Raw genomic sequence first — 21,078 nt, 5'->3', positions numbered from 1 at the left:
GGGATATGACATTTCTTGATCCCCTCCTGATTCCCAAGATTCCAGGAGAGAGCTGTTCCACCCGTTTTATTTCATTAGTTCTTTACAATATTCACCTTTAAAAAACGGACTCTTCATCAAATCAGGATTATCGTCAAACAATGATTGATGAACCACTTTGTATCACAAGCAGAATGGTACCTACGTCACAATTTCAAGCCAATAAAACCACTACAATCACGAACTGAAACCTCGATCGAATGAATGAGGTCTGGATACTACAAAGTTTTGTCTACTTAGTGGAGGAAAGAACTAAAATGCTCCATTGAACAATTCATTCAGCGGAATTACATCGGGCATATTTTTTGGATCCACTGATCTCCTTGAAAGCACAGCAAAAGCACAGCAAAAGCACAGCAAAAGCACAGCAAAAGATATACCCTTGGCAAAGGAGCGATCGCCCGATGGATAAAGCTGGAGAACCAAACCTGATCCAACCGATTCGTTGCGCTCGAACTGCTGAATTGAGCCAATTAACCCATCTCATGATCTAACCCTTGATCTGACGCTGAAGGTCTAACGCTCCCTGCACCCGGACTGGATACCCTCAGACTGGATGCCCCATCTCACAGCTCTTTGTCTGTATCTTCGCTGGATCAGGTCAACTTTCATGGTCAAAAATCCAGTAGTTTCACGCGCTTAACAAGTTGTGATCTGGGGCAACATAGCGAGTGTTAGGTCAAGAGGATGTCCTTCATCCTCCACCTAACCAGGGACTTTTCTCCCTGAGCAGGGGAAAGTGTATGTCAGACTACAAAACCAAACATAAATTTTTGGTTAAGTCTAGAATCGTTCCGAGATGGCCTGTACAACCTCTGTAGATGATCAATAACGAGGTTGATCGATTATCATCAAACCCGCCGCAGATTTGAGGAATGGACTGATGAATGCTTCCAACATTCAAACCGAAAACTTCATCCAGGGTGAAACTGTCATTCAGACTGAGAACCTGGCCCTAACCCAATGGGTCTGGATAGATCAAACCAGTGACAAAGCGCAGTCTGAATCCATTTCATCGGTGCATCGCCCTCCGTCTCAGCGTGACTGGTTGAAACCAATTCGCCAATGGCTGGATCAGATTGAAGTGAAAAACGCTCGATTTGCCCGATCGATTTGTCAATTCATTCCAGCCCAGTGCCCCTTTGAGCGAGATATTCAACTGTTTGGGCGGACGCTGTTCCACATTCCACCCATGTGCAAGTTGAATCCAGTCTATGAAGAAGTTGTCGCCCTGCGGTTTCGGGCGTTGTGCTATCTGGCAGATGTCTGTGGAGAAGACATTTCACCCTACTGTTAAACAAGATTTGTAGAGCAAAATGGGCTGTGTGAGTTATCACAGGGAATAGAACCTTCAATGGCCAAATCTGCGTGGTGCAGGTTGAGCCACCCCTATGGACTCGCAGAGCCATGAATCAGCATCATCTGTCTGCTATTACCCGGATCGGGCTGTTTGCTGGAATTGCATTTTTTGCCCAAATATTGGCTCATATCTTGCTGTGCGGGCATGGAGAAGAGCAACTGAGCCATATTTTTGAACTAGTCATCGTTGCCATCATTTTTTCAGCCGCATCCTGGCGCATCAAAGCCGTTTTCGATCGCCTGGAACATCATCATCAGCAAACGGGTTATGCCCTGCGAGACAGTCAGGAGAAGCTCAAAATTGCGATGGATGCAGCAGGACTGTGCATCTGGGAATGGGAACCCGAAACGGGAGTCGTCCAGAGATCAGCGCAGTATGATGCATTGTTTGGGTTAGCAGATGGAGAATTTGCTGGAACCTACGATGCATTTTTGCAAATGGTTCATCCAGACGATCGCAGTCTGGTGGAACAATCGCTGATGGATGCCAAACGCCAGAAAACGCCCTGGAAAATGGACTATCGGATCGTCCATCCCGATGGCAGTATCCACTGGATGAGTGGCAGCGGCAAGTACATCTTGAACCATACCGGGCAAATTCTTCGGATGCTGGGGGTGGTAGGCGATATTACGCAGCAGAAGCAGACGGATGCGGATTTGAGGCGGTTAAATGAAACGCTGGAAACGCGGGTTCAGGACAGAACCATCGAACTCTCTCAGGTCAATCAGCAATTGCAGCATGAACTCTCTGAACGGAAACAGGCGGAAGATGAACTGCGATCGCTCACCTATCGGTTGAAGCAAAGCAACGAGGAACTGGAGAACTTTGCCTTCATCGCCTCCCACGATCTGAAAGAACCCCTGCGCACCATTCACAACTTTAGTGGGCTGCTGGAGAGTCGTTACCATCACCAACTGGATACTGCTGGACAAGATTACATTCAACGGATCCGGCGAGCCTGTCGGCGAATGCAAACTCAAATTGATGATTTGCTGGCGTTGTCACAAATTACGACCCAGGCCCAACCCTTTGTTTCTGTAGATTTGCATCAAATTGTGTCTAATGTTCTCCTGGCCCTGGAAGCCAAGATCCAGGAAACTCAGGCAGAAATTGCGGTGGAACCCCTCCCCACGATCGCAGCCGATCCAGGGCAAATCTATCAACTGTTGCAAAATCTCATCAGCAATGCCCTGAAGTTTCACGGTTCTCACCCACCTCGCATCAAAATTTATAGCTACATCGCTAACCACCCGATTCCACCGCCTGATTTCCCCCGTGATCCGAAATTGCCCCCTGATCCAGCCGATGACTCCCAGACCGAATTAATCTGTCAAATCCTGGTAGAAGACCAGGGGATCGGGCTGGATGAGCAGTACCTCGATCGAATTTTTAAGCCCTTTGAACGATTGCAAAGTCATAACGAGTACGATGGAACCGGGATGGGGTTGGCAATTTGTCGTAAAATTGCGGAACGGCATAACGGCAGCGTGACCGTTCAAAGTAAGCTGGGTCACGGGGCTACTTTTATAGTGTCATTGCCAATGAACCACCCTGTTTCAGACTTGTGATTACTTTGTATGAATTCCGTTTCCTGGTACGGCAGCCTTGTAGTTGCAGAGGATAACCCTGACGATCGACTCTTGTTCGAGGAAGCCTGGTCTGAGGCCGGTTTAGCCCAGCTTCATCTCGTTAACAACGGCGAAGAATTAATGGACTTCCTTTGCCATCGTGGGAATTACGCTGATTCCACTCAGGTTTCCAAACCCGATCTAATTGTGTTAGATCTGAGGATGCCTAAAAAGAACGGCTATGAAGCAATTCGAGAAATTAAGGCCCATCCAGATCTGCGTACTATTCCAGTGGTTGTTCTGACAACATCAACATCAGAATCCGATGTGAACCGTAGCTATGACCTGGGGGCTTGTTCGTACCTCTCTAAACCCAATTCCTTTGAACAACTGGTCGAGTTAGTCAAAGTATTGAATCATTACTGGTTTGAAACAGTTCTTTTACCCAATGACCAATCTTAATGTTTAATCACTGAGGATGATCCACCGTTTGGACAATCACCCGATTCAAGTTCTCCTAATCGAGGATAACGAGGACGACTACGTTTTTACCCGCGAACTCCTGGCCGATGTGCATACACCTCAGTATCAGCTAGCCTGGGTATCGACGTATGAATCGGCCTGGAGGGCGATCGCCGAGCAACAATACGATATTTATCTGTTGGACTATCGCCTGGGTGAGCAGGATGGCTTACAGCTTTTGCGTCAGGTCGCAAAATTACCGCATCGGGTTGCCATTATCCTGCTGAGTGGAGTCGCCGATCGCAGCGTTGATCTGGAGGCGATGGAGCTGGGGGCGATCGACTTTTTGTACAAAGATGAAATTACCGTATCGACCCTGGAACGATCCCTGCGCTATGCAATGCGGCAAAAGCAGGCAGAAGATGCATTACAGGAGCAGGCGGAGCGGGAGCGGCTGATTCGAGAAATTACGCAACATATCCGTGGTTCCCTGGATTTGGATGCCATTTTGAATGCAGCCGTTGCCGAAGTGCGGCAATTTTTAACCGTCGATCGCGTGGTGGTGTATCACCTCAATCCCGATAAGAGTGGACAAGTGGTGGTGGAGTCAGTTAGTTCACCGCAGTTGTCCATTTTGGGGCGTACCATTCAAGATTCCTGCTTCCAAAACCAGTGGCATGAACCCTATCGCCAGGGACGAATTAGTGCGATCGAAAACGTTGCAACCAGTCCAATTCAACCCTGTCATGCGGAACTGCTCACCAGCTTGCAAGTCCAGTCCAATCTGGTCTTCCCCCTACTGCAAGGAAATACCCTGTGGGGTTTACTCATTGCCCATCAGTGTATAACCCCCCGGAAGTGGCAACCGTCAGAAATTGATCTATTGAATCAGGTGGCCAGTCAGTTAGCGATCGCCATCCAGCAATCTGAGCTATACCAGCAAATCCAGGAACTCAATACCAATCTGGAGCAGCAGGTGCGCCAGCGTACGGCCCAACTTCAGGAAGCCTCCGACTTTGAAGCCACCCTGAAACGGATCACCGATAAGGTGCGAGACAGCCTGGATGAACGGCAAATTTTACAAACGGCAGTGGAAGAACTGGTGTCTGCCCTGGATGCCGAGGCCTGTGATATTGGCTGGTATGATTTTGAACAACAAACCATCACCATCAACTACGAATCGGTGAGCACTAACGTCCCGGCTGCTCTGGGGTGTACTGCTCCGATCGCCCAACTACCAGAAATTCACGCTCACACCCTCCAGGGGCAATCCGTTCAGTTTTGTCTGGCTTCAGCAATGCACCTCGCGCTACGGGGCGAAAACGAATGGTTCAGCATTTTGGCAGCTCCCATGTCTAATGAGCAGGGAGTGTTTGGCAATCTCTGGATGTTTAAGCCCGCCCAGCATGGGTTTAGCGAAGTGGAAGTTCGTCTGGTGCAGCAAGTGGCCAACCAGTGTGCGATCGCCCTCCGGCAGGCTCGCCTCTATGAAGCCGCTCAGACGCAGGTGGAAGAACTGGAGCGACTGAACCGCCTCAAGGATGATTTCCTCAACACGGTGTCCCACGAGCTACGGACACCCATGGCCAACATCAAAATGGCAACGCAAATGCTGGAAATTGTCCTGAAGCAAGCCGGAATTTTGGGAACGGAAGCGGGATCTGCCGATCGCTATTTTCAAATTTTGCAAGATGAATGCCGTCGGGAAATTAATCTGATCAATGACCTGCTGGATCTGGCGCGATTAGATGCCGAAGTGGAACCGCTGAATCTGATGGAGGTCGAACTACAAACCTTCATTCCCCACGTTGCAGAACCCTTCCTGGAACGGAGTCGCCACCAGCACCAACAGCTAGACATTCACATCCCACCCCACTTACCTCCCCTGATGACCAGTTTTGATGGAATTGAGCGGGTGATCACAGAGCTGCTAAACAATGCCTGTAAGTACACTCCTCCCCACCAGAAAATTGTCATTACAGCGCAGCCCGCACCGGATGCCATACAGATTCACATCCTCAACACAGGCGTAGAAATTCCTGAACTTGAACGCGATCGGGTATTCGATCGGTTTTATCGCATTCCCAGTAATGATCCCTGGAAATATGGTGGCACAGGGTTAGGGTTGGCACTGGTAAAAAAGCTGGTGGAGTATTTGGGGGGTTCGATTTGGGTGGAAAGTGCCAGTCAGCAGACTTGTTTTGTGGTGGAATTGCCGCAGCGGGAAGAAGGAGGGAGTAGGGAGTGGGGAGTAGGGAGTGGGAAGTAGGGGCGAATCGAGATTCGCCCGCACCGGTAGGAGGGGGAAGGCTGTCTTCCCGATCTCACCGAAAATGATACCGATTCAAATCGTTTGCACGGCAGATAGATTGCCCGTAGGGGCGCACTGCTGCGCGCCCTTACCAGGGTGTGCAATTTCTGCCAATCAAATTGGTATGAGAGCCTTCCTACAGGGTCATCGATCGCACATAGATCCGCATGATTTCCCCCGGTTCTTTGGTGGTGGCTGGCTGGATTTGCGAGAAGGGGAGGGGACGGGACCAATCCTCAACGCGGCAGAAGTCGCACTGGTACAGGCGGGCGATCGTCAATTCCACATCATGGGGTTGACCGATCATCAGGATTTTTACGGAGCGACGGGCAGGGGAAATCAGCCGATCGCCGAGGGGAGGCTGACCGAAAAATTTGTCGGACATGGTTTGTGAATCTCCTTTTCCAGGGTTTGAAGAAACCCTAGAGACTAGCCCTCAATGTCAGACAGGGCAAGCGACAGGCATCGGGTGGTATCATACACCCTAGCCTGGACTAGCTTGAGTAGTCTGGGTCAGGAGGTTGAGCGTTTTGCTTGGTAGGCACGCTTGACCTCCGCTAGAGAATTCGCCTCTAGGTAGAGTTGCTATCTCGCAGGTCAGGACAACCCAAAAGACAGCTATAGCTGAAGAGCGTACCATCAATCGATCGGGCAAATCAAGTCAAAATTGTTACAGTTCAATCCTTACGGTTTGTTGCATTTCCATTTACTTTGTGGCAATTAAGGATTGATGGCGGTTCAACGCTTTAGAATTCTACCGTTGAGTTGAGTCAGCACAGATGGGAATTCGCGCTCTGGCAGCAATCATCTACGGCATTTTGTCTTTAGTAGGGGGAATCATTGGCTATGCTCAGGCCAGGAGTCTCCCATCTCTGGTGGCTGGCATCATTAGCGGTGTTTTACTGATCATTGGCGCGATCGCCCATCAGCAAGGGGCAGCCTGGGGATTGACTCTGGCCATTGTGGTGACGATCGCTCTGGTGATCACGTTTGCCGTTCGCTTCTGGAAAACCCGAAAGTTCATGCCTGCGGGCTTCATGTGTTTAGCGGGAATCGTGGCTCTGATTGCGATGTTCTTTGCCTGATCCCATTCTTGGTTTGCCTGGGTTTTGGTTGTTCTATTTCCTGTCGCTCCTCCTCTCGTTTGGGTGAACTCAATTCGCCCCTACTCTTTGCCCATTTGGGCGAACTCAATTCGCCCCTACTCCCCACACCCCACACCCCACACCCCACACCCCACACCCCTCCCTATGCCTTCTCCTCTCCCCCGTGTTCAATTCCTTCAACGCCAAGCTGCCTCGCTCTTGCTGTATCAGTCTGTGCTGGATGGAGCGATCGGACAATCATTTCTGCACCTTTTGCAAGCGTTACAGCAGGGGTATGTTGGGGCGATCGAGCAGGCTGATGATTTTGCTCAGAGCAATTTGGGGGAACAGGCTGTAAATCGGCAAGCGATCGAGAGTCTGGCTGCCTACGGACGATGGTTTCAGGCGATGGCGGCAGCGGGATGGGGCTGGCAAGACTACTTAATCCACCAAATTCTTCGGGCTGATAATCCTTTTTCTCGTGTGGCCCAAAGATCGATGGTTGAATCAATTCCCTTACCCCTGATTCAGGCTGTTCAGCAAGATCTCCAAGCTCTGCAAAGCCTCTATCGCCATGAAGGTCAATGGCTGAGTCAGCGAGTCAAGGAAGTGGCGAATCTGGAGGTTGCGCCGATCGTCTGGGAAGAAAGTTTCGTAGAAGACGAGAGGAACCAGGATTTTCCAATTTGGCACGTATTTCGCAGGTCTGAGAATTGGGCCGAGTTGGTTTTTGATCTAGCAGCCCACTATCGTCAGTTTGGTAGTGGTAGGTTTGCTGAGTACTGGGCCTTTCGGTGGCAGACAGGACAACTGGCAGGGGTGGCCCATCCGGATCCGATACAGCTTTCGGAACTGGCGGGATATGAACTGCAAAAGGCGACACTGGTGCAAAACACCGAGGCATTACTGGCAGGATATCCAGCCCTCCATATCTTGCTGTATGGCAGTCGGGGATCGGGTAAATCGTCGCTAGTGAAAGCGTTACTGCAAACCTATGGGCAAAAAGGATTGCGCCTGATCGAAGTCAGTAAGGCTCACCTTCAGGACTTACCCGCGATCGTCGATTCCCTGCGATCGGTGCCCCAGAAATTTATTATTTTTGTAGACGATCTGTCCTTTGAAGAAGACGATGATGCCTACAAAGCTTTGAAGGTGGTGCTGGAGGGCAATATTACCGCTCGTCCGCAAAATGTTGTGGTCTATGCCACTTCCAACCGCCGCCATCTCATCCGCGAGTTCTTTGGTGATCGACCCGGCCCAGTGATGCCGATGAAATTCACGCCTGGGATACGGTGCAGGAGAAACTCTCTTTTAGCGATCGGTTTGGCATCACCCTTACCTTTGAGCCTGCGGATCAGCCCACCTATCTAGAAATCGTGCGCCATCTGGCTGAATTGGCTCAGGTGAATCTGTCCCCTCAAGACCTGGAAGCCCGCGCCCTGCAATGGGCCACTCGCCACAATGGGCGATCGGGACGAACCGCCCGCCAGTTTGTGGACTTCCTCAAGGCTCAAACCATCACCGCCGAACTGCCCACACAGAGTTCATTCAACTCCGACTCTTTCCAGACCTGACCATCCAGGGCCATCTGCTCAATCAGGCTGGCCAGTCGCAGGGCTTTGAGGGCCTGTTCTCCACCAACGGAAGGCTGATTGCCCCCCCGGACACAGCTCACGAAATGCTCTAACTCAGCGTGAAGCGGTTCAATGTTGCTGGTATAGACTTTCTCGATCAAACCATCCTGGCGGTACAAAACCTGACCATGATCGGTAAGACAGTTGGCTGTCGTCTGCCGGTGAATCAGGATCTCGTTGTTGAGGAAATCGGCTTCCGTCAGGGATTTACGGCAGTGGGCAGCAATCCGGCGAATCTTGCGGTGGGTGACTTTGCTGGCAGTGAGGGTGGCCACAATCCCATTGGCAAATCCTAAGATAGCCGTCACGTAATCCAGATAACCCGAATCAGCGGCGCGGCTACCACTGGCCGTCAGGCGAATCACCGGCGAACCTGCCAACTCCAGCAGCAAGTCGATATCGTGGATCATCAAGTCCAACACAACCGACACATCATTGGCGCGATCGGAATAGGGACTCATGCGCTGGGCTTCCAGAGCCAGGATCTCTTCAGTCTTGAGGACTTTGCTCAATTCTTGAAAGGCGGGATTAAACCGCTCAATGTGGCCAACTTGTAGAATGCAATGGAATTCAGCGGCTGCATTCACCAGGGATTCTGCTTCTGAAATGCTAGCGGCGATCGGCTTTTCAATCAGGACATGAACCCCAGACTGCAAGCAGGTCATCCCCACCGAATGATGCAGACGAGTGGGAACAGCAATACATACAGCATCCACATGGGGCAGCAGATCGTGGTAGTCCTCAAAGAACCGGACGCGATACTTACTGGCCGTGTCCAGCCCCCGTTCCACGTTAATATCTGCCACACCGACCAGCTCAACATCTTTTAGCAAACTGAGGACGCGCGTGTGATGTTGACCCATATTCCCCACGCCAATTACACCCACCCGAATCGGATCTGGGTGATGACGATGTCCGTGAGTGCCCACTTGTTCTATTACAACTTTTTCCTGCACGCCTGCTCACTCCTACACCACAAAAATCAGGACGCGGACGAATGGTTCAACCGCCAAACACCCAGATAGTAGCATAGTGATTCTTAATATAAAGAATCGTAACCCTCCGCTGGGCAGAACTTAACAGTGATCCGACCACATTCTCTGGGGTGATTCCGCCGCATCAATGGCTAAATGTGTCAGTTTCTCGCCCGTCCATTGGTACTTTGATAGCAATGGCCCATCAGAACTGAACTTAACGGTGGTTTTGGTTCGTAAAGCTCTATCCTTGAAGATAAAAGCTCTATCCTTGAAGATATCTGTAAACCCAAAGCTTGTCTTAGTCTAGAAAGTCTAGAAATATGAAGACTTGCAGAGCTGTCGTATACCCTGGTAGTGGGGGCGGCGAAGAATGCCTGCAAGCATTTTGTTTTAATAGAAATGTATGTAATCGTCACCTCTCGTTCCTCACCCTTTGTTCCATGCCTCTGACGATTCTTGTTGCTGACGATGATCTGGGCACACGACTTTCGATCGGCGATTACCTTGAGCTATGCGGGTATTCAGTCGTTTCGGCTGAGAATGGCCAAAAAGCACTTGAAATGGTGGATGATTATCAACCCCATTTGATCGTGACTGACATTACGATGCCTCTGATGGATGGGTATGAACTCGTGCGCCAGGTGCGTCGCCAGCCTGCGTTCCGGTTACTGCCTGTCATTTTCCTGACAGCCCGCACCAATGTGGAAGAGCGGATTCGGGGCTATCGTTTGGGATGTGATGTCTACTTGCCTAAACCCTTTGAATTAGAAGAGCTGGGGGCTGTGGTACGTAATCTGCTGGAACGATCGCAGATGATCGAATCAGAATGGCGGCAGCGAGTCCGTTCCAATGACCCCGAAGAGGAGCGAACGACTCAGCCAGAATCGAAGCCCGTTAGCACCCTGACGCTGGATATTGAACTGACTCCCAGAGAGCAAGAAGTTCTGGTAGTGGTCGTGGAAGGCTTATCCAATGGGCAAATTGGCGATCGGCTCCATCTCAGTCCCCGGACGATCGAGAAACACGTCAGCAGTTTGTTACGAAAAACCGAGACGAACAACCGGGCGGAACTGGTGCGCTTTGCCCTGGAACATCATCTGGTTTAGCACCCCTGCCGCTGGAATGCAGCCATTGAGAGGGAAAAGTCAGTGTCTTGGCACAGCATGATGCGGCATGATAAAGCGAGCAAAGTTAAGCAGACAAAAGAGCAAGTGATATGGATGTAATTCCAGCGATAGACATATTGGAAGGTCGCTGCGTGCGGCTGTATCAGGGTGATTATGCCCAATCCCAGGTGTTTGATGAGAGTCCGGTGGCCGTCGCGCGGCAGTGGGCAGAACAGGGAGCGACTCGCCTTCATCTAGTCGATCTGGATGGGGCAAAGGCTGGTCGTCCGGTCAATCAGGCGGCGATCGAAGCGATTGTGCGATCGGTGGATATCCCGGTGCAAGTGGGGGGCGGCCTGCGCGATCGATCGTCGGTGATGGACTTGCTCTCTCTGGGCGTACAGCGTGTCATCCTGGGAACCGTCGCCGTGGAGCAGCCGGAACTGGTTGACCAACTCTGTCAGGAATTTCCGGGGCACATCGTCGTTGGGATCGATGCTCGCAATGGTAAGGTCGCTACGCGGGGCTGGCTGGAAACCTCTGAAGTGGATGCGATTCCCCTGGCCCAGCAAATGGCCGATTTTGGTGCAGCCGCCATCATCTACACTGACATTCACCGGGATGGTACGCTGCAAGGGCCCAATAAGGCAGCCCTGCGGGAGTTAGCGTCTGCCATTTCGATTCCTGTCATCGCCTCCGGGGGCATCAGTTCCATTAGCGATCTATTGAGCTTATTAGCCCTGGAAGCAACAGGCGTACATGGGGCGATCGTCGGTCGGGCTTTGTACACCGGCGATATTTCCCTGAAGGAAGCGGTTCGAGCCGTCGGGCAGGGACGCTGGCAGGATATTCCACCAGATTTTGGCTCATCGGCACTGGCTTAACCTGGCACAACTCCTCCCAGTTCCGATACAATAGGAAACGCTGTTTAAACGAGGGTCTAAAGTTCCTACATGGCAAAGAAAAGCATGATTGAGCGGGAAAAGAAACGCCAAAAACTGGTGGAAAAGTACGCTCAAAAACGGCAAGAACTCCAAGAGCAGTTCGCAGCAGCCGAAACCCAACAAGAAAAAGTTGAAATTCATCGCAAAATTCAGCAACTGCCTCGCAATAGTGCGCCCACTCGTCTCCGCAATCGCTGCTGGCTGACGGGTCGTCCGAGAGGGTACTATCGTGACTTTGGAGTTTCTCGCCACGTTTTGCGGGAAATGGCTCACCAGGGATTGCTTCCAGGTGTGGTCAAGTCCAGTTGGTAGTCGAGTTGCCAATGGTTTGGGGAAATTTGCAATCCCCATGCTAAATTTTCAAATCCACTGTCTGAAACTCGTTAAATTCGATCATTATTGGAGGGAGTAGAGAGTCGCTACAAGTTCTCAGACTCCCTCTAATTTGCGTGTTTATGGATGTTAATCAAACCCCATTGGAACAGTTAGAACTCCACCGCCTGAAGCTATCCCCTTCCCATTCCTTGGACAAAACTTTCAGAGCCAAAACTCCCCCGGATCAAACCTCCCATCCTTTTCCCCCCGGGCACACGTTTTACAGTCCTGGTGGACACTTTACCTATCGAGTGGTCGGGCCCTGCTGTCGCCTGTTCGATCGAGAGGAACTGCCCTGGCCCTGCTGTCGGCTGGAGTGGCGGGGCAAAGAACCCAGTTGGCGGCGCATCGGCAGACGGTTTGTCCCAGACATGGCTACGAAGAACAGTCCCTCCTACTGTGTCGAAGTGTTGGGGCAAGAGCAGTCTGGTCGTACCTTTGTCGTCACCCTATATCCGGTGAAGCTGTCTCCAGCAGTGAAGGAATGGTGGCATTCGAGATGAGGGAGTGGGGAGTGGGGAGTGGGGAATGGGGTTTCCGTAGCGCAGGCATCTTGCCTGCGGGTGAAGCATCTCTTCGGAACAAAGCAGGGAGCCGCACCCCTGCCATCGGGCATTTTGATCAGCTAAATTTTCGGACTTTACTGCTGCCCTGTTTGAGGACTGTGTTAAATTAAGCGATCGTCTCCTGCTGCGAAAATGCTGGCTCTGTGATGCTGGATTCTGTGACGAATCACGCCTGACATTACCCAATTCAACGTAAAATGCAGGACACAGGGCAAGGACACCAGACCCCAATTTTGCGGTTCCCCTACTCCCGTTCGGCTGACGCTCACGGCGGAAGCCTACCCCCTACTCCCTACTCCCTAAACAATGCGTTTCGATAAAATCCTGATTGCCAACAGAGGAGAAATAGCCCTTCGGATTCTCTGGTCCTGTGAAGAACTGGGAATTACCACCGTTGCGGTGCATTCCACCATCGATCGCCACGCCTTGCATGTGCAGTTGGCCGATGAGGCGGTGTGTATTGGTGAACCGCCCAGTAGTAAGAGCTACTTGAACATTCCCAATATCATTGCGGCAGCCCTGACCCGAAATGCCACGGCCATCCATCCAGGATATGGGTTTCTAGCGGAGAATGCTCGGTTTGCGGAGATTTGCGCCGACCACCAGATTGCCTTTATTGGCCCCACCCCCGATGCCATGCGATCGATGGGGGATAAGTCTACCGCCAGGGAAACGATGCAGCGGATTGGGGTGCCCACTGTGCCTGGGAGTGAGGGACTGCTGACTGATGAGCAGGAAGCATTGGTGACCGCGCAGGACATTGGCTATCCCGTGATCATCAAGGCAACCGCAGGGGGAGGCGGTCGGGGAATGCGATTGGTGCGGACGGAAGAAGATCTGGTGAAATCCTTTTTGGCAGCTCAGGGAGAGGCGGAGGCGGCCTTTGGCAATGCGGGGGTTTACCTGGAGAAATTTATTGAACGGCCCCGCCACATTGAGTTTCAAATTTTGGCGGATAGCTACGGCAATGTGATTCACCTGGGTGAGCGGGATTGTTCCATCCAGCGACGACATCAAAAGCTGCTGGAAGAGGCTCCCAGCCCAGCCCTCAGCCCAGAACTGCGGGAAAAAATGGGGGAAGCGGCCGTGCGGGTGGCCAAGTCGATCGGCTATGTGGGAGCGGGAACGGTTGAATTTCTGCTGGATCATTCCGGGCATTTTTACTTTATGGAAATGAATACCCGGATTCAGGTGGAACATCCGGTGACTGAAATGATTACAGGACTGGATTTGATTGCCGAACAGATTCGGATTGCCCAGGGCGATCGGCTTTCTATCACCCAGGAGCAGGTAGAGCTACGGGGCCATGCGATCGAATGCCGAATTAATGCTGAAGACCCGGATCACAACTTCCGTCCCCAACCGGGACGGATCAGCGGTTATCTTCCCCCTGGTGGGCCTGGCGTACGGATGGACTCTCATGTCTATACCGACTACGAAATTCCGCCCTACTATGATTCTTTGATTGGCAAACTGATCGTTTGGGGGCAGGATCGCCCTACAGCCATTAAACGCATGCGGCGAGCCCTGCGGGAATGCGCCATCACTGGACTGCCCACCACGATCGGCTTTCATCAGCGCATCTTGGAAACCCAGGAGTTTATCGAGGGGGAAGTTTATACCAACTTCGTGGAGCAAATGAACAAATAGGGAATCAAAATTTAATCACCTGAAACTCTTGTGAGGTGAGCATCTTGCCCGCCCAGTCAGCAAAGTAAAACGCTTTACAGATCATTTGAGCCATGATCCCAAGCGATCTGATCTCAACTCAGTAAAAACAGCCCCAGGGGAATCGTCAGCACCAGTAACCCACTGGTCAGGACAATACTACTGGCAATTAATTCTCGATCGAGTTCATACTCCTCCGCCAGAATCAGCCCCGCAAAAGCGGTCGGCATACCTGCCATCAACACCAGTGCTAATCGGGCATCTCCCGTAATCCCGGCGAGCGTTGTGACGATCCCAACCAAACCCGGCAGCAAAATTGCCTTGAATCCAGCGGGGATCACCGCCATTTGCAGACTCTTCCAGCCTTGTAGTTGGCTAATTCGCATTCCCATCAGCAGCAGTGCCGCCGGGATCACCACCCAGATCGAAGCCTGGAGCCCCTGCTCTAAAACAGTTGGGAGCGCGATCGATTGAGTCGTAGAACCCAGACAAAACGCCCACAGGGAGGGAACCGTCACCACATCCCGAAGCTGTCGCCAGCCGCGATCGGGGGATTCAGCCCGCCCAAAGTAGCTGGCAATCACCACCCCAATGCCGTAGGAACCCAGGATGTTGTGCGTCACGCTGTAGAGCACCACCCAACTCAAATAGGGAGCACTGACGAAGGCAGGAACCACTGCCAGTCCCACAAACCCCGTATTGGCGAGGATGGAGGAGAGGATAAAGCTGCCCTGAGTGGGGCGGGAAGCAGGGGGAGTCGGGAATCGGGAGTGGGAAAGGGCAAGTTGGGTTTCCGGAGCGCAGGCATCTGGCTGGCGCGCATGAAATACTTCTAGCAACTGTAGGGTCAGCCAGGACAGGAGCAATCCAACCAGCAGCACCCCAACTGCAACCATCGGCACCACCCCAGCCTGAAGTGAAAACTGCGATCGACGGGTCAGGGCTAAAATTTCCAGGGGAACCCCCACCCAGTACAGGCTACGACCTAAGAATCGAGGTAAGGCATCAGGCAGAAACCGAATTAAGACAATTCCCAGCCCTGTCCAGGCAAACAAAGGCAGATAGGCATGCAGCAAAATATCTGTCATCGTTCAGTTGAGTCACTTGACTACAGCAGCCAGGGTTCACGGCTTGACCCTTTAGTAAGGGCGCACTGCTGTGCGCCCCGACCGGATGCGAAAAAATAACCAGCGCACTGCTGTGCGCCCCGACCGAATGCGAAGAAATAACCAGCGCACTGCTGTGCGCCCCGACCGAATGCGGGGAAATAATCCATCCCCCTTACTCCAAAACTTGCCAACCCTGAATCCGCCACTCATCGTCAACCCGAACCAGATTGTATCGGACGCGCAGAGTGGAGTCATAGGAAGACGTTTGATCAAATTGGCCGTCGCTGTAGAAATGTCCTCGCTCAGACACGATCGCTTCAACAAAGGCTTCCTGCGGTACAGCTTCACTGGCAGTATTCTGTCCGGGGGATGCACCATCCAGATCCGTCCCCTCGGTCGCCGACTCATCTGACAACACCTCAACTTCGACTATTTCGACATCCGAGTGTTGATACTCCCAGTAGGAATTTGCCGCCTCGACTTGCTGGGCTTGCTCCTGCCAGCGGGATAGGGCAGGATCCGTCAGAATCTCCGACAGCCGATTGGTTTGACGGCCCTGCCCCATTGCGGCGGACTTCGCTGCTAGCCAGTTGTCGATTACCGCTGCGGCATTGGTTTCATCCAATGGCTCATTTGCCCCGATCGCCTGGGTTTGGGAAGGGATCACTTCCGATAGAACGGGTTCTAGCTGCTCAACCTGAGGTGTACCATTTCCCGCCACGGGTGCAGGTTGAGGTCGGGCGAACAATCGACTGATGAAATATAGCAGCAGAATGACCCCTGCCCCCAATGCGGCCAGGATCAACACCCGATCGATCCGCAGGGAGCGTCCACCCCCTCGTCGAGTTGGCGTTCCCCCGGTTCGACCATTGGTGGAGCGCGGGCGATCGCCACGGGAGCCAGGAGGGATATGAGTCGGGGCTACGGCATGATCTTCTCCCCGGTTATCCCCGTAGCCAGCCCCATTCATCGTCGGTGGAGCATCCAGAGCATGAATAGTGGCCGCTGTGGTCGCTGCCATTCCAGCCATTCCAGCTATTCTGGGTTCCGTGGTTCTGGGGTTGAGCGTCTGCAATCGGGAATGCGATCGAGTTGAACGCTCTACCGGTTGACGGTAGGTATCTCCAAACCCCGATCGATGAGCTGCCCAACTGGGTGCAGGTTCTGGCTCATTAGGCAACTCTTCCAGGTAGGACTGGACATCCTCATCCGCAAAATATTCCTTCAGGGAAGCTTGCCTGTACGCCAAATCCCGGAAGTGGGGGAACACCTCATCCTGGAGCCAGCGTTCGCTGTAGAGACACAATCCTGGCAACAGATCCGGCGATCCCTGCGAATGCTCTCGAATAAACGCCAGAGATTCAAACTCCTGGCTCAGTTCCAGTGCCCGGCTCGCTTCCTCCGTTTGCCCCAGCAAGAGGGAACAAACCGCCTGCTCTAAATGCACATCCTGCCGCGTTCCCAACCGTAACAGCATGCCCTTCGCCCGTCGAATCAGGGCAGGTTGCCGTTCTGCAAACCCCCTGGCCAGGAGCGAATAAACTGCGAGATAGATTGCCACGGCTGATGGCCGACGGGATTCTGCTTCAAACAATGTTTGTTGTTCCGCCGCAGTCAGGTAGGAGCGCAACTGCTGAATAAACCGCAGAAAATCATCCACCGACAAGCCCGACTGATCATCTCCATTGCCATCAATCCCGCCCCGATCTTGCAGCATCTCTCCCAGGAGATCGAGTCCTTGATAACGGGCATTGTCCTGCGACTCTGGCAAGGCGACCAATTCGAGAATGCGATAGGGACGAAGTTTGTAGAGATCGGACTGCATTTCTCCTCGCAGACTGGGGAATAAACCCTCTTGCAACAGCAAATCCTGCCCCATCTTGAGCGAGTCAGCCGCATTTTCGTACTGGCCCTGCTGCCATTGTTCCCGGCCCAGTTCCAAGCAGGACAAAGCCGCTGTCATCACCACATCCGCCAATACCAGATCCGGATCGCCCAGCCGTCCCTGCTTCAGGGCAAGATTACTCCCATCCAGATAGGGACGACTCAGCTTCAACACTAGCTCGTATTCCCCCAGCTCCTGGAGAATGATCAGGGCACCAATGAACTGCTCATCCTGAATATCGATGTTGGGAGAATAGGAATCCGGACTGCTGGGATCCGATCCAGCATAGCCAGCGGGTTCATCTGCATACCCCTGCTCATCGAAAAACTCAGATGATTTGCCGACTTCCAGGAGTTCATAGGACTTGGCCAAAAAACTGGCATCGTAATCCTGACGGCGACCTGGATCCGAGAGAACGGCATAGGCTTCATCAATTAACTGACGACGAGTCTCGATCGCCGCCTCCGAAAATTCGCGTCGGGGAAGTTGCAGAGTGCGATCAGCGTGGGCTTGCTGCAACTGCTCAACCGTTGCTTGAATCGGTAAACCTAGAATTCGATAGTAATCAAGCGGAATTCGCACAATTCCCTTCCCCCGCGACAATCTATTTGGCTCTTTGGGTCTAATGATAGATGCAGGTGAGGTAAACTGCCCTGCATTTGAGTCTCCCATCCTAACAGAGGATCACCCCTGAGGAATCTGCTATAGGTGAATCCTCGACGGGCGCAAACAAATCTTACTTCTACATAAGGTTTTGCAACACATGGACTCACTTTTGCAGCGTGGGCATTCAATTCAATTTACCCCTATGTTTATACTTTGGACTCGAAAGGTGTGCAATAAATAAGAGCAACCTTTACACTTTTTGCGGAATCTGCCGCTTCTGCCTCTGCGCTCTGGGTGGTTTTGGATGTCCGTCTGAGACCTGATTCTGAACCTGAATTGTAAACTGCAAAATTCAGCTTCTTTAAAGAAATTATGTAACAGTCGCACCGTTGTGTAAAAGCAATACCGCAGTACTTGAAGCTAGAGAGGTCTAATGGATATGCTGAGTTGAGGCGGATTTTACCTTACACGTTTGCCTGGTCGCCATAGATCCCCCCATACAGTAGAATCTCTATCCAGGACTCTGCTAATATCTGGGGCTGCGGTGCTAGCACTTTACTGGCACTTTAAATGTAACGCTTACCGTGTAATCCTCGTCGGGCACTCCTCCGACCAGCAAGGAATTTGCCTGAGAATCCCTTGACACACTTCCTTTAGCGATCTAGCGATTATTTGTTGATTGACGTTTAGTGAACTCTTGCAGTTAAGGATAGTACAAATACATGAGCCAGGAACGGACAATCCCAACGTTGCCCTCCATTAACCCGATCGCCCGTGATGAGGGATTGATGCTGTATGAAGATATGGTGCTCGGTCGGACGTTTGAAGACAAGTGCGCCGAGATGTATTATCGGGGCAAAATGTTTGGGTTTGTTCACCTCTACAACGGTCAGGAAGCCGTTTCAACCGGGGTGATCCGCGCCATGCGTCCGGGTGAGGATTTTGTGTGCAGCACCTACCGGGATCACGTCCATGCCTTGAGTGTGGGGGTGCCTGCGCGAGAAGTCATGGCAGAACTGTTTGGCAAGGCTACGGGATGCAGTAAAGGCCGCGGTGGTTCCATGCACCTGTTCTCAGCAGAACATCGGCTATTGGGCGGTTATGCCTTCATCGGTGAGGGAATTCCAGTGGCGTTGGGGGCTGCCTTCCAGAGCAAATACCGGCGGGAAACCATGGGCGATGAGGCAGCCGATCAGGTGACAGCCGCCTTTTTTGGCGATGGGACGACGAACAACGGGCAGTTTTTTGAATGCTTGAATATGGCAGCCCTGTGGGATTTGCCCATTATCTTTGTGGTGGAGAATAATAAGTGGGCGATCGGCATGGCCCACGAACGAGCGACCTCCCAGCCAGAAATTTTCAAAAAAGCCAGCGTATTTGGCATCCACGGCGTAGAAGTAGACGGGATGGATGTCCTGGCCGTTCGTACCGTAGCTCAGGAAGCCGTGGCTCGTGCCCGTGCTGGCGAAGGCCCCACCTTAATTGAGTGTCTCACCTACCGCTTCCGGGGTCATTCCCTGGCGGATCCAGATGAGCTGCGATCGAAGTCTGAGAAAGAAGCCTGGTTAGCCCGCGATCCCATCAAGCGGTTAGCGAATCATCTGACTGAAAAAGAGTTAGCCACCGCTGACGAGCTTAAAGCGATCGATCGGCGGATTCAGGAAGTCGTTGAAGATTCAGTCAAGTTTGCCCAGGAAAGCCCCGAACCCGATCCCAGCGAACTCTATCGCTATGTCTTCGCCGAAGATTAGTTTCGCCGAAGATTAGTCCTGTCTGTGCGGGCGATTGACCGATCGCCCCGACTCCCTACTCCCCATTCCCCACTCCCCACTCCTATGCCCGACTCCATCATGTACCAGGAGGATGCCTACGTTCTGCTGGAACCTAACCAGCCAGAGCAAATTCTCATGGCAAATGAATTATTAGAAAAACTAAAGGCTACCCTTCAGGAACAGGAACTGCCCCAGGAGCTACAGAAGTTTGACAGCCTGGAGGAACAGGCAAAACATTTGATGGAAACTGCCTGTGAGCTAGATGTGGGGCCAGAGGGGTTCTTGCAGTGGTATGTGATTCGGTTGGAGAAGTAGGAGTAGGGAGTAGGGAGTGGGGAAGATAGGGTTATCCTCTGAATTTCATTCCCGATCAGCCGTAGTGCAGGCATCTTGCTTGCCAATAAATCCAGCCCGCTTGCCAATAAATCCAGCCTTGCCTGCCAACAAACTCAGGGTTTTCAATTAGTAATTTGTGCAGCGTTTTACTTTGCTGACTGGGCGGGCAAGATGCCCACCCCACAAGACTTTCAGTTTGTTAATTCACAGTCCTTGGTATCGCTTGCCAACCCTGGTTGTGCTTCCAAACCCTTTATTCTGCGGGTTGCACCATTCTGCGGGTTGCACCATTCTGCGGGTTGCACCGATATGCAGTGACCCTCAGCGTTTACTCCTGTAAATGCTGGTTCAGAAACGCGATCGTCCGGTTCCAGGCATCTTCAGCCGCTACAGCGTTGTAGCGAGTTCCTGAGGGATTGGCAAAGGCGTGGTCGGCATCTTCGTAGATCAAGATTTCCGCAGATTTGCCCAGTTCATTGAGGGTTGCTTCAAATTCCCGGACGGTTTCTGGGGATGGATTGTCATCTAACTCACCAAAAATTCCCAGAATAGGCATCTGTAAGGGGCTGAGCGTTTCGGCATCGGTGGTGATTTGCCCACCGTAGTAGATCACCACGGCATCCAGATCTTCGGGAAAGAGCAAGGCAGTGTTCAGCGACCAGGTTCCTCCAAAGCACCAGCCGATGCTAGCAATGCTGGGGGATTCCTGCTCCGTTTGCAGGTATTGGAAAGCCTGTCGTAGATTTTCCTCTAACCGCTCTGGCGTTTGGAGAGCCGCTTGCACTTGCTCGCGGGCTTGTTCGGGCGTATCAGCGACCTGTCCCTCAAATAAATCAACGGCCAGGGCTGTGTATCCTTCCCCTGCCAGGCGATCGGTCATCATTTCGATATTGTCATTTACCCCCCACCATTCGTGAATCACAATCAGTCCGGGTAGGGGTTCTGTGGCATCGGCTGGACGAGCCAGATAACCCTGAACGGGAGTCCCCTCCAGGGAACCATAGGTGACTCGTTCCGAAACGACAGGAATTGCAGGAGCCTGAGCCACTATGGGGGTCGCAATGGGTCGATCGCCCTGGTGCGAGTGCATTAACCGCTGGCCGTAATCCTGGCTATAGTCCTGTTGAGCTGAATAATTTGACTCAGTTTCCGCCGCAATTAACCGATCGCTCGCTGGCTGAAGCAGTGCTCCAATCAACACCATGAAGCAGCTAATCAGCGCGAGTCCAAACCATCTACGCATGGCAACCATCACCTAAATAGTGTCTTTCGAGA

General features: G+C 52.2%; 17 protein-coding genes and 1 pseudogene. 13 read left to right on the top strand and 5 right to left on the bottom strand.

Annotated elements, in window-relative coordinates; translation table 11 throughout:
- Positions 1 to 922: 922 nt before the first annotated feature.
- From ACM1PF_RS07005 to ACM1PF_RS06990, 4 genes are all read left to right on the top strand, one after another.
- Positions 923 to 1,336 (top strand): Mo-dependent nitrogenase C-terminal domain-containing protein, encoded by a 414-nt coding sequence (locus ACM1PF_RS07005; RefSeq protein ID WP_416673535.1) that lies wholly within the window; start codon positions 923 to 925, stop codon positions 1,334 to 1,336.
- A 110-nt stretch (positions 1,337 to 1,446) separates the two neighbouring features.
- Positions 1,447 to 2,967 (top strand): PAS domain-containing sensor histidine kinase, encoded by a 1,521-nt coding sequence (locus tag ACM1PF_RS07000; protein WP_416673533.1) that lies wholly within the window; start codon positions 1,447 to 1,449, stop codon positions 2,965 to 2,967.
- 9 nt (positions 2,968 to 2,976) lie between these two features.
- Positions 2,977 to 3,429: a response regulator gene (locus ACM1PF_RS06995; RefSeq protein ID WP_416673531.1), complete on the top strand. Its 453-nt coding sequence runs from the start codon at positions 2,977 to 2,979 to the stop codon at positions 3,427 to 3,429.
- Between the two features lie 16 nt (positions 3,430 to 3,445).
- Positions 3,446 to 5,698, top strand: coding sequence for a GAF domain-containing protein (locus ACM1PF_RS06990; RefSeq protein WP_416673528.1), 2,253 nt, complete (start codon positions 3,446 to 3,448; stop codon positions 5,696 to 5,698).
- Positions 5,699 to 5,876: 178 nt separating this feature from the next.
- On the opposite strand, the gene ACM1PF_RS06985 is transcribed toward ACM1PF_RS06990, so the two are convergent.
- On the bottom strand, positions 5,877 to 6,125 hold the full coding sequence (locus ACM1PF_RS06985) for a hypothetical protein (protein ID WP_416673527.1): 249 nt from the start codon (positions 6,123 to 6,125) through the stop codon (positions 5,877 to 5,879).
- Positions 6,126 to 6,519: 394 nt separating this feature from the next.
- On the opposite strand from ACM1PF_RS06985, the gene ACM1PF_RS06980 reads away from it, so the two are divergent.
- Together ACM1PF_RS06980 and ACM1PF_RS06975 are read left to right on the top strand one after the other, a co-directional pair.
- Complete coding sequence (locus ACM1PF_RS06980; RefSeq protein ID WP_416673525.1) at positions 6,520 to 6,825, top strand: TMEM14 family protein; 306 nt, start codon at positions 6,520 to 6,522, stop codon at positions 6,823 to 6,825.
- 165 nt (positions 6,826 to 6,990) lie between these two features.
- Positions 6,991 to 8,399 (top strand): annotated as a pseudogene (locus tag ACM1PF_RS06975) (ATP-binding protein).
- Here the strand turns inward: ACM1PF_RS06975 and ACM1PF_RS06970 are convergent.
- Entirely contained in the window at positions 8,336 to 9,415 is a 1,080-nt protein-coding gene (locus tag ACM1PF_RS06970; protein WP_416673522.1) for a Gfo/Idh/MocA family oxidoreductase, read from the bottom strand. The pseudogene ACM1PF_RS06975 and the gene ACM1PF_RS06970 overlap by 64 nt on opposite strands.
- 461 nt (positions 9,416 to 9,876) lie before the next feature.
- Here ACM1PF_RS06970 and ACM1PF_RS06965 point away from each other — a divergent pair, with 461 nt between their 5' ends.
- The 5 genes from ACM1PF_RS06965 to accC all read left to right on the top strand — a co-directional run bounded on the left by ACM1PF_RS06965 (position 9,877) and on the right by accC (position 14,077).
- The gene (locus ACM1PF_RS06965; RefSeq protein WP_416673519.1) at positions 9,877 to 10,542 is read left to right on the top strand and encodes a response regulator; all 666 of its coding nucleotides are present in this window, start codon (positions 9,877 to 9,879) and stop codon (positions 10,540 to 10,542) included.
- A 110-nt stretch (positions 10,543 to 10,652) separates the two neighbouring features.
- The gene (gene hisA / locus ACM1PF_RS06960) at positions 10,653 to 11,426 is read left to right on the top strand and encodes a 1-(5-phosphoribosyl)-5-[(5-phosphoribosylamino)methylideneamino]imidazole-4-carboxamide isomerase (protein WP_416673517.1); all 774 of its coding nucleotides are present in this window, start codon (positions 10,653 to 10,655) and stop codon (positions 11,424 to 11,426) included.
- A gap of 69 nt (positions 11,427 to 11,495) precedes the next feature.
- On the top strand, positions 11,496 to 11,798 hold the full coding sequence (gene rpsN, locus ACM1PF_RS06955; RefSeq protein ID WP_416673515.1) for a 30S ribosomal protein S14: 303 nt from the start codon (positions 11,496 to 11,498) through the stop codon (positions 11,796 to 11,798).
- Between the two features lie 143 nt (positions 11,799 to 11,941).
- Positions 11,942 to 12,364 (top strand): hypothetical protein, encoded by a 423-nt coding sequence (locus tag ACM1PF_RS06950; RefSeq protein ID WP_416673513.1) that lies wholly within the window; start codon positions 11,942 to 11,944, stop codon positions 12,362 to 12,364.
- A 369-nt stretch (positions 12,365 to 12,733) separates the two neighbouring features.
- Positions 12,734 to 14,077: an acetyl-CoA carboxylase biotin carboxylase subunit gene (accC, locus tag ACM1PF_RS06945; RefSeq protein ID WP_416673512.1), complete on the top strand. Its 1,344-nt coding sequence runs from the start codon at positions 12,734 to 12,736 to the stop codon at positions 14,075 to 14,077.
- Positions 14,078 to 14,190: 113 nt separating this feature from the next.
- On the opposite strand, the gene ACM1PF_RS06940 is transcribed toward accC, so the two are convergent.
- Both ACM1PF_RS06940 and ACM1PF_RS06935 read right to left on the bottom strand, forming a co-directional pair.
- A complete protein-coding gene (locus ACM1PF_RS06940; RefSeq protein ID WP_416673510.1) occupies positions 14,191 to 15,183 on the bottom strand; it encodes an AEC family transporter in 993 nt (330 codons plus the stop codon).
- 193 nt (positions 15,184 to 15,376) lie between these two features.
- Positions 15,377 to 17,671: an IMS domain-containing protein gene (locus ACM1PF_RS06935; RefSeq protein ID WP_416673508.1), complete on the bottom strand. Its 2,295-nt coding sequence runs from the start codon at positions 17,669 to 17,671 to the stop codon at positions 15,377 to 15,379.
- Between the two features lie 746 nt (positions 17,672 to 18,417).
- Between ACM1PF_RS06935 and pdhA the strand changes: the two genes are divergently transcribed.
- Together pdhA and ACM1PF_RS06925 are read left to right on the top strand one after the other, a co-directional pair.
- Entirely contained in the window at positions 18,418 to 19,446 is a 1,029-nt protein-coding gene (gene pdhA / locus ACM1PF_RS06930; protein ID WP_416673505.1) for a pyruvate dehydrogenase (acetyl-transferring) E1 component subunit alpha, read from the top strand.
- An 84-nt stretch (positions 19,447 to 19,530) separates the two neighbouring features.
- Positions 19,531 to 19,782, top strand: a complete 252-nt coding sequence (locus ACM1PF_RS06925) for a chlororespiratory reduction protein 7 (protein WP_416676588.1) — start codon at positions 19,531 to 19,533, stop codon at positions 19,780 to 19,782.
- 349 nt (positions 19,783 to 20,131) lie between these two features.
- Here ACM1PF_RS06925 and ACM1PF_RS06920 read toward each other — a convergent pair whose 3' ends face one another.
- A complete protein-coding gene (locus tag ACM1PF_RS06920; protein ID WP_416673503.1) occupies positions 20,132 to 21,046 on the bottom strand; it encodes a dienelactone hydrolase family protein in 915 nt (304 codons plus the stop codon).
- Between the last annotated feature and the right edge of the window lie 32 nt (positions 21,047 to 21,078).

This window comes from Egbenema bharatensis FJBBOT/2019, assembly GCF_048077055.1.
GTDB lineage: Bacteria > Cyanobacteriota > Cyanobacteriia > Elainellales > Elainellaceae > Egbenema > Egbenema bharatensis.
This window is presented reverse-complemented; position numbering and strand designations above follow the sequence as displayed.

What these genes read in the sequence shown, in the direction of transcription:
- ACM1PF_RS07005 (WP_416673535.1), top strand. Translation starts at nt 923, where the DNA reads ATGAATGCTTCCAACATTCAAACCGAAAACTTCATCCAGGGTGAAACT.
- ACM1PF_RS07000 (WP_416673533.1), top strand. Translation starts at nt 1,447, where the DNA reads ATGAATCAGCATCATCTGTCTGCTATTACCCGGATCGGGCTGTTTGCT.
- ACM1PF_RS06995 (WP_416673531.1), top strand. Translation starts at nt 2,977, where the DNA reads ATGAATTCCGTTTCCTGGTACGGCAGCCTTGTAGTTGCAGAGGATAAC.
- ACM1PF_RS06990 (WP_416673528.1), top strand. Translation starts at nt 3,446, where the DNA reads ATGATCCACCGTTTGGACAATCACCCGATTCAAGTTCTCCTAATCGAG.
- ACM1PF_RS06985 (WP_416673527.1), bottom strand. Translation starts at nt 6,125, where the DNA reads ATGTCCGACAAATTTTTCGGTCAGCCTCCCCTCGGCGATCGGCTGATT.
- ACM1PF_RS06980 (WP_416673525.1), top strand. Translation starts at nt 6,520, where the DNA reads ATGGGAATTCGCGCTCTGGCAGCAATCATCTACGGCATTTTGTCTTTA.
- ACM1PF_RS06965 (WP_416673519.1), top strand. Translation starts at nt 9,877, where the DNA reads ATGCCTCTGACGATTCTTGTTGCTGACGATGATCTGGGCACACGACTT.
- hisA (WP_416673517.1), top strand. Translation starts at nt 10,653, where the DNA reads ATGGATGTAATTCCAGCGATAGACATATTGGAAGGTCGCTGCGTGCGG.
- rpsN (WP_416673515.1), top strand. Translation starts at nt 11,496, where the DNA reads ATGGCAAAGAAAAGCATGATTGAGCGGGAAAAGAAACGCCAAAAACTG.
- ACM1PF_RS06950 (WP_416673513.1), top strand. Translation starts at nt 11,942, where the DNA reads ATGGATGTTAATCAAACCCCATTGGAACAGTTAGAACTCCACCGCCTG.
- accC (WP_416673512.1), top strand. Translation starts at nt 12,734, where the DNA reads ATGCGTTTCGATAAAATCCTGATTGCCAACAGAGGAGAAATAGCCCTT.
- ACM1PF_RS06940 (WP_416673510.1), bottom strand. Translation starts at nt 15,183, where the DNA reads ATGACAGATATTTTGCTGCATGCCTATCTGCCTTTGTTTGCCTGGACA.
- pdhA (WP_416673505.1), top strand. Translation starts at nt 18,418, where the DNA reads ATGAGCCAGGAACGGACAATCCCAACGTTGCCCTCCATTAACCCGATC.
- ACM1PF_RS06925 (WP_416676588.1), top strand. Translation starts at nt 19,531, where the DNA reads ATGCCCGACTCCATCATGTACCAGGAGGATGCCTACGTTCTGCTGGAA.
- ACM1PF_RS06920 (WP_416673503.1), bottom strand. Translation starts at nt 21,046, where the DNA reads ATGCGTAGATGGTTTGGACTCGCGCTGATTAGCTGCTTCATGGTGTTG.